At 40.2% G+C, this 12,775-nt stretch carries 14 protein-coding genes; all 14 read left to right on the top strand.

Annotated features, from left to right (window positions below):
• Positions 1-11: 11 nt before the first annotated feature.
• Complete coding sequence (locus NSS80_RS08335) at positions 12-821, top strand: SagB/ThcOx family dehydrogenase (protein ID WP_034281835.1); 810 nt, start codon at positions 12-14, stop codon at positions 819-821.
• 13 nt (positions 822-834) lie between these two features.
• Positions 835-1,500, top strand: a complete 666-nt coding sequence (locus NSS80_RS08340; protein ID WP_052712387.1) for a CPBP family intramembrane glutamic endopeptidase — start codon at positions 835-837, stop codon at positions 1,498-1,500.
• Between the two features lie 25 nt (positions 1,501-1,525).
• Entirely contained in the window at positions 1,526-2,347 is an 822-nt protein-coding gene (locus NSS80_RS08345) for a class I SAM-dependent methyltransferase (RefSeq protein WP_131631251.1), read from the top strand.
• Between the two features lie 701 nt (positions 2,348-3,048).
• Positions 3,049-3,522, top strand: a complete 474-nt coding sequence (rimP, locus tag NSS80_RS08350; RefSeq protein WP_003211398.1) for a ribosome maturation factor RimP — start codon at positions 3,049-3,051, stop codon at positions 3,520-3,522.
• Between the two features lie 32 nt (positions 3,523-3,554).
• Positions 3,555-4,670 carry a transcription termination factor NusA gene (gene nusA, locus NSS80_RS08355; protein ID WP_024424140.1) on the top strand — a complete coding sequence of 372 codons (1,116 nt, stop codon included), beginning with the start codon at positions 3,555-3,557 and terminating at the stop codon, positions 4,668-4,670.
• Between the two features lie 15 nt (positions 4,671-4,685).
• Entirely contained in the window at positions 4,686-4,970 is a 285-nt protein-coding gene (locus NSS80_RS08360; RefSeq protein ID WP_024424139.1) for a YlxR family protein, read from the top strand.
• Positions 4,963-5,265, top strand: a complete 303-nt coding sequence (locus NSS80_RS08365; protein ID WP_024424138.1) for a YlxQ family RNA-binding protein — start codon at positions 4,963-4,965, stop codon at positions 5,263-5,265. The genes NSS80_RS08360 and NSS80_RS08365 overlap by 8 nt, the downstream gene beginning before the upstream one ends.
• A gap of 19 nt (positions 5,266-5,284) precedes the next feature.
• Positions 5,285-7,405, top strand: a complete 2,121-nt coding sequence (gene infB, locus NSS80_RS08370; RefSeq protein WP_024427003.1) for a translation initiation factor IF-2 — start codon at positions 5,285-5,287, stop codon at positions 7,403-7,405.
• Positions 7,402-7,680, top strand: coding sequence for a DUF503 domain-containing protein (locus NSS80_RS08375; protein ID WP_061109857.1), 279 nt, complete (start codon positions 7,402-7,404; stop codon positions 7,678-7,680). The genes infB and NSS80_RS08375 overlap by 4 nt, the downstream gene beginning before the upstream one ends.
• 17 nt (positions 7,681-7,697) lie before the next feature.
• Entirely contained in the window at positions 7,698-8,048 is a 351-nt protein-coding gene (gene rbfA / locus NSS80_RS08380; protein ID WP_007499525.1) for a 30S ribosome-binding factor RbfA, read from the top strand.
• Positions 8,049-8,116: 68 nt separating this feature from the next.
• Positions 8,117-9,046 (top strand): tRNA pseudouridine(55) synthase TruB, encoded by a 930-nt coding sequence (gene truB, locus NSS80_RS08385; RefSeq protein WP_034281842.1) that lies wholly within the window; start codon positions 8,117-8,119, stop codon positions 9,044-9,046.
• Positions 9,047-9,063: 17 nt separating this feature from the next.
• Positions 9,064-10,029, top strand: coding sequence for a bifunctional riboflavin kinase/FAD synthetase (gene ribF / locus NSS80_RS08390; RefSeq protein WP_034281843.1), 966 nt, complete (start codon positions 9,064-9,066; stop codon positions 10,027-10,029).
• Between the two features lie 140 nt (positions 10,030-10,169).
• Complete coding sequence (gene rpsO, locus NSS80_RS08395; RefSeq protein WP_008354438.1) at positions 10,170-10,439, top strand: 30S ribosomal protein S15; 270 nt, start codon at positions 10,170-10,172, stop codon at positions 10,437-10,439.
• Positions 10,440-10,620: 181 nt separating this feature from the next.
• Positions 10,621-12,738 (top strand): polyribonucleotide nucleotidyltransferase, encoded by a 2,118-nt coding sequence (gene pnp, locus NSS80_RS08400; protein WP_024424134.1) that lies wholly within the window; start codon positions 10,621-10,623, stop codon positions 12,736-12,738.
• Positions 12,739-12,775 lie beyond the last annotated feature (37 nt).

Here is a 12,775-nt window from a genome sequence, read left to right on the forward strand (position 1 = left end):
TGATTAAATATATGAATAGTATTGAAAGACATGCTACTAATTTGGCTGATGTTGTGTATGGAAACGAAGCATTACGGTTTGATGATCCTTCTGAAAATTGGTTTGAGGCAACAAAAATCTATAGGGGTTCAATGGCATGGGACGCACCTGGTGTTGCAGGGCTGCTGCGATCTCAAACTTTGCAAAAGATTGCTACACATGCAAGTAAAAGATTTGATGACCTGCCTTTAATTTTACTACCTAAACCATTAAATACAAATATATCTTTAGACGATGTCATTCAGGAACGAAGAAGTGCAGATTATTTTAGCGGGGGGAGTGTTTCATTAGAACAACTCTCAACAGTTTTACAGAAGAGTTATGGATTGGTAGAGCGTAAAGAAGGACCTAGACGCCCTATACCATCTGGCGGGGCACTTTATCCTCTAGATCTATTTATTGTAGCCAACAAAGTGGATTCTTTAGACAAAGGTATTTATCATTTCGATCCGTATAGAAAAGGATTGACTAAAATGGGTGATTACTCTGAAAAAGAATTTGAGAAAATAATGTTACAAGAAGAATCCGTTCAAGATTTTGCATTTGCTGTAGTCATTTCAGCGAATTTTTGGCGTTCTCGATTTAAGTATGGACATCGTTCTTATCGCTTCGTTTTTATGGAGGCAGGACATGTCATGCAAAATATGATTTTGCTATCTACTGCACAGAAGATTAATAGCCGACCATTCGGAGGGTTTATCGATGATGAGTTAATGGAACTGATCGGTGGATTTAATGGAGTAGATGACGCTCCAATTTATACATTGATTGCGGGTACTTAAATAGATGATTTCAATGGTAGCAGCTTTAGGGATCCTCCTTCACTTTTTGGGTCCCTTAAGCTCTAAAATGGTTATCAAAATCAAGAGAGATAAACCAATATCCGATCGAAAGTTAATAACATATATCACTCCTCAGAGGAGCTATGATGGATTCACGATAATCGGAGCTTCTATATGCTGTGGAGCATTTTCTCAAGAGCTCTTAGTTGAAATGTCTAATAATAAAAATGTGTATGGTATTTTATCCTTCTTTTTATTAGGTGTCCTATTACCGTCAGTTCTATGGAAATTAAAAAACAAAGTTGTTGCATTTAGAGGCAGATATGCTGTCAATGTTGATTCAATCTTTTTTCTTCCATTAACTGCTCTATCAGAAGAATTGATTTGGCGGTTCTTTCTTCCGTTGTTATTACTAACAAATTCTGTGGAATCTGTGGCGGTATCAATTTGTATCAGTTCAATAGGATTTATCTTGCTGCATATACCAATAGGCGGTGTTAAGTCTATTGCTTATATGTCGCTTTTTACATTCATCACAGTTATTTCATACTTAACATTTGGTATTCTAGCAGCGATAGCATTTCATATTTCACATAATCTGTTCATTCATTTTTTTCAACCTTTCAAAATAAAGAACTTCAAAACGAAACCTCCCGTATTATCTGAAACTGATTGGTGAGGCTTTTATAAAGGTGGTAAACCCTGTGATAATACTAGAAAAGATGAAAGAGCTTAAAGGAAAAAGAGCGCTGGCTCAGTCATGGTTTTTGGATCCAGAAAAAAGAAAAATAAGTTCAAATTATGATAATCGAGAAACGCCATTTACTCGATGTCTATCAGCTGAAACTTTCATTTCTTATTATCAACTAACATTCAAAAAAAAGCCTGCCTCTATTTTAGATATAGGATGTGGACAAGGGCAGATGCTTGAGTATTTATCTAAGCAATTACCTCTAGCTGATTTGACAGGAATTGATTCATCAGAGGAAGCCATACATTGTGCAAATCAATTGAATATAAAAGCTAATTTTATTTGTACAGATATCGAAAATTTTTCATCACATGCGAAAAGTTATGATGCGATTTTAATACATCTGTGTTTTGGGCTATTTGAAGATCCTGTAGCATTATTAGAACAGTTCCTTCCTTATTTATCAAATGAATCTATTATTTATATAGTTGATTTAAATCGAGATAGTATAGAAAGTGGAATGAGTTCAGTTCAGAACAAAGAAGAAGAACTGTATTTATATGATCAATATCACGCCTCATTGACATTATCTGAGTTCGAGCAGTTACTCACCTATATTACCCAACCTAGAAAAGATGTAAAGTATAAGATTGGTACTTCTATAATTGGAGGATTCAGCCCATTTAGTATGGAATTTTTATCGTTAATAGGAAATGAAAATTTACAGCACACCTTAAGGCAGGTTCCAGATGAATATAGCAGTTCAGCACAGAAGACACCTTTACTTTTACATGCATGGCTGATTAAACAGTCTGGATACATTCATTCCATATAAACATGATTCTTTCTCTATGTATAATATGAAGGTTATCCGTTTAGTCTCTGCCTGCTTTTCGGGGAGTTCAATATGAATGATTTTTAAATTGCGATTCCCTAAAAATGAGAACGCGTTTCTCTGAAGTGAAGGAGAATGGCAGTGTGATTAAAATTGAACTGCTTATTTCTTTAACGTTGAAGTACTTATCCATTAGGGGGTTTTGAGAAAGTGGAAAGTGAAGGCTGTTTACTGATACACTCTTTGCTTCTATATGAATAACCATAGTGTGTCATACAAAGTTTTTTGGAATTAGAGATGACTTAGTGTAGATGTTACTTTCTTTCATAGGGAGCTCTGTTGTTCGCTCATTGTATTCAGGTGCATTATTATCAGTCCGCTCTGTTCATAGTGGCTTTCCGTTTATATATAAAGGAAGAGAGAGGTATTAATGGTACTGAACATGCTGCATTAATCGATAAGCGAGTACCTATTATAAGGAGGAACTTCATTTGCATAAAAAAATTGGATATGGTATAGTTTTTATGGAAATGCTAACGATTACCGAGACAAGAGTGGGGAAACCCGCTCTTTTGTATTGAACAGGCAATTTTTGTCTCGACATTATTCATCCGTTTTCTGCTCCCCCTGCTCACATAAAGCAGGGTTTTTATGCAGAATGATTGATAAGAGCGTTTATCGAAAGCACAAGGAGGAAGAGAATGAGCAAAAAAGTAGTGGATGTCGTAAGCGAAATGGTGCAGCCAATTTTAGATGGCTTACAGCTTGAACTCGTTGATGTTGAATTTGTCAAAGAGGGTCAAAACTGGTTCCTTCGCGTGTTTATTGACTCTGATAAAGGTGTCGATATCGAAGAGTGTGCCAAAGTGAGCGAAGCCTTGAGCGAAAAGCTTGATGAGGCAGATCCGATTAGCCAAAACTACTTTCTTGAAGTGTCCTCTCCTGGAGCGGAGCGCCCATTAAAGAAAAAAGCTGATTTTGAAAAAGCACTTGGAAAAAATGTTTTCATGAAAACATATGAACCAATTGATGGTGAAAAAGCATTTGAAGGTGAGCTTACAAGCTTTGATGGTGAGATTGCAACAGTGACAGTGAAGATCAAGACAAGAAAGAAAGAGATCAATATTCCATACGAGAAAATAGCTAACGCAAGATTAGCAGTTTCGTTCAATTAACCTTTTCATTGATATAAGGGGGAACCATAAAAATGAGTAGTGAGTTGTTAGATGCCCTGACTGTTCTTGAGAAAGAGAAGGGTATTAGTAAAGAAATTATAATTGAAGCGATAGAAGCTGCACTCATTTCTGCATATAAGCGTAATTTTAATCAAGCACAAAATGTTCGTGTTGATTTAAACCGCGAAACGGGAACGATTCGTGTGTTCGCAAGAAAAGATGTTGTAGATGAAGTGTATGATTCTCGCCTTGAAATCTCTGTAGATGATGCAGCCAATATTAACCCGAATTACATGGTTGGTGACGTCGTTGAGATTGAAGTCACACCAAAAGACTTTGGACGTATTGCAGCTCAGACAGCGAAACAAGTTGTGACGCAGCGTGTGAGAGAAGCAGAGCGCGGTGTGATCTACACTGAGTTCATCGACCGCGAGGAAGACATTATGACGGGAATCGTTCAGCGGATTGACAGTAAATTTATTTACGTGTCACTTGGCAAAATTGAAGCCCTTCTTCCTGTCAATGAACAAATGCCAAATGAAGAATACAAACCGCATGACCGCATTAAAGTGTTCATTACAAAAGTAGAAAAAACAACAAAAGGACCACAAATTTATGTGTCTAGAACACATCCAGGTCTTTTAAAGCGTTTATTTGAAATTGAAGTGCCAGAAATTTATGATGGTACTGTAGAGCTTAAATCGGTTGCTAGAGAAGCTGGGGACCGTTCTAAAATATCTGTTCGTACAGATGATCCTGATGTTGATCCAGTTGGCTCCTGTGTTGGTCCAAAGGGCCAGCGTGTACAAGCAATTGTCAACGAGCTAAAAGGCGAAAAGATTGACATTGTTCATTGGTCTAATGACCCGGTTGAATTTGTTGCCAATGCGCTGAGTCCATCAAAAGTACTTGATGTCATTGTGAATGAAGAAGACAAGGCGACAACAGTTATTGTCCCTGATTATCAGCTGTCATTAGCGATTGGTAAAAGAGGTCAAAATGCCCGCCTTGCAGCGAAGCTGACCAGCTGGAAAATCGACATTAAAAGCGAAACAGATGCAAGGGAACTCGGTATTTTCCCAAGAACTGAAGACTCTGAATCTCTTTTCTTAGAGGCTGAACCAGTAGCTGAGGAATCTGACGAATAAGAGGTGATATTAAAGGTGAAAAGCCGAAAAAAAATCCCGCTTAGAAAATGCGTCGTGACGGGAGAAATGAAACCAAAGAAAGAACTGATCCGTGTTGTTCGTTCTAAAGAAGGAGAAGTGTCTGTTGACGCTACCGGAAAAATGAACGGACGCGGAGCTTACCTTTCTCTCGATAAAGAAACCATTCTTGCGGCAAAGAACAAACGCAGTTTACAGCAGCAATTTCAGACACAGATTGACGAACACATATTTGAAGAATTACTAGAACTAGCTGAAAAGGTGAAAAAACCTAATGAATGAATCTGAATGGTATCCTTTGCTTGGTCTAGCAAATCGAGCTCGTAAAGTCGTGTCAGGAGAAGATCTGGTGATCAAAGAAATTAGACATGCGCGTGCTAAGCTGGTTCTTCTTGCAGCAGATGCCTCATCTAACACAGAGAAAAAGGTATCTGACAAATGCAAATTTTATAATGTTCCGGTTAGAAAAGTTGAAGACCGTTCCGTTCTCGGACGTTCTATTGGGAAAGAAGCTCGCGTAGTTGTCGCTGTCACTGACCAAGGCTTCGCTAAGAAGCTCATAAGCTTGCTCGATTAATTTATTTGGGGGTGAACGAATGGCTAAAGTGAGAGTATATGAATACGCAAAAGCCATAGATGTTTCAAGTAAAGATATTATAGCAGCGCTTAAGGATATGAACGTGGAAGTGAACAACCACATGGCGACGCTTGAAGACGACACTGTGAAAAAGCTAGACGCTATCTATAAAAAAGCCAAAGCAAAAGAGACAGCTAACGAGAAACCCGCAGAACAAAAAAAACAATCATCTAACAAAAACAATGATAGAAAGAAGAATGACGTGCAGAATAATCAATTTAATAAAAACAAAAAAAACAACAACCAAAATAAAAACAAAAATAAACGCGGTGGAAATAACAAACCGCAGCATCAGCAAGCTAGACCTGTGAAGCCTAAAAAAGAGCTTCCTGAAAAAATTGAATTTACAAATTCAATGACCGTCGGCCAGCTGGCTGATGAGCTTGGAAAAGAAACAGCTGAAATCATCAAAAAGCTGATGATGCTTGGTGTCATGGCAACGATCAACCAAGAACTTGATAAAGATACAGTTGAATTAATCGCTTCTGAATATGGTGTTTCAGTAGAGGAAGTCATTATTTTAGAAGAAACTGAACTTGAAAAGTATGAAGTTGAAGATAAAGAAGAAGATATGCAAGTACGCCCTCCAGTTGTAACGATCATGGGACACGTTGACCACGGGAAAACAACTCTTCTTGACAGTATTCGTAAGACAAAAGTCGTCGAAGGCGAAGCAGGTGGAATCACGCAGCATATCGGTGCATACCAAATTGAAGAAAACGGCAAAAAAATTACGTTCCTTGATACACCTGGACACGCAGCATTTACAACGATGCGTGCACGTGGTGCCGAAGTAACGGATACGACAATTCTAGTCGTTGCAGCAGATGATGGTGTCATGCCTCAAACAATTGAAGCGATTAACCATGCGAAAGCGGCAGAAGTGCCAATCATTGTCGCTGTTAACAAAATTGACAAACCAACAGCGAACCCTGACCGCGTGATGCAGGAATTAACTGAGCATGGTCTTGTACCAGAAGCTTGGGGCGGCGAAACCATTTTCGTTCCACTATCTGCGAAAACAGGTGAAGGCATTGACGAATTGATCGAAATGATCCTTCTTGTCAGCGAAGTAGCAGAACTGAAAGCCAACCCTAATCGTGCGGCAAAAGGGACTGTCATCGAGGCTGAGCTTGATAAAGGAAGAGGTTCTGTTGCAACCCTTCTTGTTCAAACAGGTACACTTCATGTAGGTGACCCAATCGTTGTCGGAAATACATTTGGCCGTGTACGTGCAATGGTCAATGACATCGGCCGCCGCGTGAAAACAGCAGGACCATCTACACCTGTTGAAATCACTGGTTTAAACGATGTACCGAATGCAGGGGATCAGTTCCTTGTATTCAAAGATGAAAAGACAGCTCGTCAAGTCGGTGAGGCGCGTGCTTCTAAACAGCTGGACGAACAGCGTTCAGATAAAGCAAAATTATCTCTAGACGACCTATTTGAGCAAATCAAACAAGGTGACGTAAAAGATATCAACTTGATCGTGAAAGCAGACGTACAAGGCTCTGCTGAAGCATTAACAGCAGCTCTTCAAAAAATTGAAGTCGAAGGCGTAAAAGTGAAAATCATCCATACGGGTGTTGGAGCGATTACAGAATCAGACATCATTTTAGCAAGTGCTTCTAATGCTATCGTGATTGGCTTTAACGTACGTCCTGATGGAAATGCGAAGAGCACAGCTGAAACAGAGAACGTAGATATCCGCTTGCACCGCATTATCTATAAAGTCATCGATGAAATTGAAGCTGCGATGAAAGGAATGCTTGACCCTGAATATGAAGAAAAAGTCATCGGTCAAGTTGAAGTTCGTCAAACGTTCAAAGTATCTAAAATCGGTACAATTGCTGGCGGCTATGTAACTGAAGGAACGATTACAAGAGATAGCGGAATCCGCTTAATCCGTGACGGCGTCGTTATTTTTGAAGGCGAAGTTGACGTGTTAAAACGATTTAAAGATGATGTGAAAGAAGTTTCACAAGGCTATGAATGTGGTATTACCATTAAGAAATACAATGATATCCGTGAAGGTGATGTCATGGAATCATTCGTTATGCAAGAAATCGAAAGAAAATGATCGGTTATACCGAATGTGAGTGCATGATCTATGATGCATCCTCACTGAAGGAAAAACGTGCGGTTCTTCAGCGAATATTGACAAGAACGCGTCATAAATTCAATGTAACCATTGCTGAAATGGATTACCAGGATACATGGCAGCGTACATCAATTGGAATCGCCGTGATTTCCTCATCTCGGGTTCAAGTGGAAAAGGAGCTTCAGCGTGTATTAGGCTTTATCGATTCTTTTCCTGAAATTGAACGAACGATCACGAAAACTGAGTGGTTTTAATTAGAGGTGATAAGATCATGAGTATGAGAGCAACCCGTGTGGGTGAGCAAATGAAAAAAGAATTGGGCGACATCTTAGGCAGAAAGCTAAAAGATCCAAGAATCGGCTTTTTGACTGTAACCGATGTCGAAGTATCCGGTGATTTGCAAATTGCCAAAGTCTACATTTCTGTTCTTGGCGACGAGAAGAAAAGAGAGGAAACCTTAAAAGGTCTTGCAAAGGCTAAAGGGTATATCCGCTCTGAAATTGGCAATCGAATCAGACTTCGCAAAACACCAGAACTGCATTTTGAATTCGACGAATCCGTAGACTACGGAAACCGAATTGAAAGCCTGATTGCTGAGTTAAACACAAAAGATCACGAATAAGACGTTGAAATAAGGATAGGCGATGATCGTCTGTCCTTTTTCATCGTTTATGAAAGGAGAGAACGCAGATGATAAATGGTGTTCTTTTATTACATAAAGAAAGAGGCATGACCTCACACGACTGTGTGTTTAAAGTAAGAAAAATTTTACACACAAAAAAAGTCGGCCATACAGGCACCCTCGACCCAGAGGTTTCAGGTGTTCTGCCTATTTGTATCGGAAGAGCAACGAAGATTGTAGAATACTTAACAGATAAATCGAAAACATACGATGCAGAAATCACGATTGGCTTTTCTACAACAACAGAAGACCAAACAGGTGAGATCGTAGAAGAAAAAAAGGTGGAAAAACCGATCTCAGAAAAAGAAATTGATGCGGCGCTGAAGCAGTTTGAAGGAACCATTGAACAAATTCCTCCCATGTTTTCTGCTGTGAAAATTGGCGGGAAAAAGCTCTATGAGTATGCAAGAGAGGGCATCGAAATTGAGCGGCCAAGCCGAGAAATTACTATTCACCGTATCGAGCGGACTACACCTGTCACATATGAGGATGGCAGCGTGTCATTTAGGTTTACTGTTCTATGCTCAAAGGGAACGTATGTGAGGACCTTAGCGGTTGATATCGGGAAGAAACTAGGGTTTCCAGCCCACATGTCACATCTTATTCGTACAGGGTCTGGTGATTTTACACTTGATGAATGTATTACGCTGGATGAGCTGCGAGATATAAGCGAGGAAGGAACTGTAGATGAGCACCTTGTCCCGATCGAGCGCGCGCTCAATCATTTGCCGAAATGGGAGATAAATGATACATTAGCAAGTAAAGTGGAAAACGGTGCAGTCCTGCCAATGCCTGATGAATTTGCTCATTTCGCAGAGGAGGATCGTGTCGCTGTATTTGCTCCTTCAGGTCGTTGTCTGGCAATATATATGAAGCACCCGACCAAACAGAACCTGATGAAGCCGGCGAAAATCTTATCTCAGGACAAGCAATCTTAAAGAAAAGGTGACATCTCGTGAAGACTATACATATTTCACACCCACATACATTGAATCAAAAGGATCAAGTCCCGTCTGTCATGGCTTTAGGGTACTTTGACGGTGTTCACCTCGGGCATCAAAAAGTCATTGACGAAGCGAAAAGCATTGCGAAAAAAGAAGGATTGGCCTTAGCAGTCATGACCTTTCATCCGCATCCATCACATGTTTTGCAAAAGGCACGGGAACCAAAAGACTTAATTACACCGCTTGAGGATAAAATTGATTTTATCGAACAGCTGGGCGCTGACTATTTATACATCGTACAATTCAGCGAGAGCTTTGCAGCTCTATCTCCTCAAGAATTTGTGGATCAATATTTGGATGAATTGAATGTGAAGCACGCAGTAGCGGGGTTTGATTTTACGTTTGGCCGTTTTGGTGCAGGCACAATGGAAACGTTCGATGAATACGGAAAAGGCCGTATCAATGCAACCATCGTACCTAAGCTGTCCAATCAAGACCGAAAAGTCAGTTCCACTCTCATCCGTTCCGCATTAAAAAATGGGGATGTTGAATATGTGAGCGAGCTTTTAGGAAAACCTTATCAGCTTCGCGGCATTGTCATCCATGGAGACAAACGCGGACGGACGATCGGATTTCCGACAGCTAATGTCGGCTTATCTGCTGAATACATTATTCCGCCAACAGGGGTATATGCAGTAAGAGCAGAAGTAAAAGGTAAAGTATATGACGGCGTTTGTAATGTCGGCTATAAACCAACATTTTATGAAAAACGTCCTGATCAGCCGGCCATTGAAGTAAACCTTTTTGATTTTAACGAAGAAATATATGGCCAGCCGATTAAATTACAATGGTTCAAGCGCATTCGCAGTGAACGAAAATTTAACGGAATCCAGGAGCTGACGGCTCAAATCAGTCAAGATAAAGAAGAAGCGATTCAGTTTTTTCAAGATCAGCTCAAGCAAACAAAAAAATCATAGAAAAACTGCTCTACCATTTGCAAATTCAGCATATTTTTAGTATGATTATTCCTGTAGCTTTAAAACCACTTACTTGGCAGGCCGACTTCACCGACGGTTGCGAGGTAGATGGGGCTAACATGATTTGGAGGTGAAACAGGATGGCTATTACTCAAGAGCGTAAAACGCAATTAATTAATGAGTTCAAAACACACGAATCTGATACTGGATCTCCAGAAGTTCAGATCGCTGTCCTAACAGAATCAATTAACAACTTGAACGAGCATTTACGTACTCATAAGAAAGATCACCACTCACGTCGCGGTCTTTTGAAAATGGTAGGTAGACGTCGTAATCTTCTTACGTATCTACGTAATAAAGACGTAACTCGTTACCGTGAGTTAATTAACAAACTAGGCTTACGTCGATAATCGTAAAAAGCGGGAGGATTCCCGCTTTTTTATCGTATAATCACTAATATTTTATGGTTAAAATGTTGAAAGAATGGCAAAAACCCTTCTACATACAGCTTTCACATTGATATGTGAAAATCATTTTGTTCATAATAAGAACTAACTAAAACTTTACGATAAGAGAGGAGTTTATCTCAGAATGGGACAAGAGAAACATGTCTTCACCATAGACTGGGCTGGACGTCAACTGACAGTTGAAACTGGCCAGCTTGCAAAGCAAGCAAACGGAGCGGTCCTCGTACGCTACGGAGATACGGCTGTGCTTAGCTCAGCAACAGCTTCTAAAGAACCAAAACCACTTGATTTCTTCCCGCTCACTGTGAACTACGAAGAAAGACTATACGCAGTAGGTAAAATTCCTGGCGGCTTCATTAAAAGAGAAGGCCGTCCAAGTGAAAAGGCGATCCTTGCCAGCCGCTTAATTGACAGACCAATTCGTCCGCTGTTTGCAGATGGATTTAGAAACGAAGTACAAGTCATTAGTATCGTCATGAGTGTGGATCAAGATTGCTCATCTGAAATGGCTGCAATGTTTGGCTCATCTTTAGCTTTATGTGTGTCTGACATTCCATTTGAGGGACCAATCGCCGGCGTTACAGTAGGACGAGTGGATGGAAAGCTGATCATTAACCCGAATGTGGAGCAGCTTGAACAAAGTGACATCAATCTTGTGGTTGCCGGAACAAAAGATGCGATCAACATGGTAGAAGCTGGTGCTGATGAAGTACCGGAAGAAACAATGCTTGAAGCGATCATGTACGGTCACCAAGAGATCAAACGCTTAATCGAATTCCAAGAAGAAATTGTGAAGGCAGTCGGTAAGGAAAAAATCGATATTCCTTTATATGAAGTAGATCAAACGTTAGCAGACGAAGTAAAAGCACTTGCTGAAGCTGACCTGCTGAAAGCGATTCAAGTACATGAGAAGCATGCGCGTGAGGATGCAATCAGTGCTGTGAAAAAAGCTGTAGTTGAGAAGTTTGAAGCAGAAGAACGTGACGAAGCAACGATTAAACAAGCGAAAGATGTATTAAACAAGCTTGTCAAAAACGAAGTTCGCCGTCTGATCACTGAAGAGAAAGTACGTCCAGATGGACGCGGCGTAGATCAAATCCGTCCACTTTCTTCAGAAGTAGGACTTCTGCCAAGAACGCACGGTTCAGGCCTATTTACAAGAGGACAAACACAGGCGCTCAGTATTTGTACATTAGGTGCACTTGGTGATGTGCAAATTCTTGATGGTTTAGGTGTTGAAGAATCAAAACGCTTCATGCACCATTACAACTTCCCGCAATTCAGTGTTGGCGAGACAGGTCCAATGCGTGGTCCAGGCCGTCGTGAGATCGGACATGGTGCACTAGGTGAACGTGCACTAGAACCAGTCATTCCATCCGAAAAAGATTTCCCTTATACGGTTCGCCTCGTTTCAGAGGTATTAGAATCTAACGGATCTACTTCACAAGCAAGTATTTGCGCAAGCACACTTGCGATGATGGATGCCGGTGTTCCAATTAAAGCACCAGTTGCAGGGATTGCAATGGGACTTGTGAAATCTGGTGAATACTACACAGTGCTGACAGACATTCAAGGAATGGAAGATGCACTTGGAGATATGGACTTTAAAGTTGCAGGTACATCAAAAGGTGTAACAGCCCTTCAAATGGACATCAAAATCGATGGTCTATCAAAAGACATCTTAGAAGAGGCTCTTCAACAAGCGAAAAAAGGAAGAATGGAAATTTTAGACAGTATGCTGTCGACAATTCCTGCTTCTAGAGGAGAATTGTCTCGTTATGCACCTAAAATCTTAACGATGACAATCAATCCGGATAAAATTCGCGATGTCATTGGACCAAGCGGTAAACAAATCAATAAAATCATTGAAGATACCGGTGTGAAAATCGATATTGAACAAGATGGTACAATCTTTATTTCTTCTACAGAAGAAGATATGAACCAAAAAGCGAAGAAAATCATTGAAGATCTTGTGAGAGAAGTTGAAGTAGGACAGCTTTACCTAGGTAAAGTCAAACGCATTGAAAAATTCGGTGCCTTCCTTGAAATCTTCAGTGGAAAAGATGGACTTGTTCATATTTCTGAGCTTGCGCTTGAGCGTGTTGGCAAAGTAGAAGATGTCGTGAAACTTGGCGATGAATTACTTGTCAAAGTCACTGAAATCGATAAACAAGGCCGTGTGAACCTTTCTCGAAAAGCTGTTTTACGTGAAGAAAAGGAAAAAGAAGAAAAGCAGTCTTAATGAGATCAAATAAAATGTGTTAGAAGCCAGGTATCCG

Source organism: Bacillus sp. FSL M8-0350 (genome assembly GCF_038593345.1).
Taxonomy (GTDB): Bacteria; Bacillota; Bacilli; order Bacillales; family Bacillaceae; genus Bacillus; species Bacillus safensis.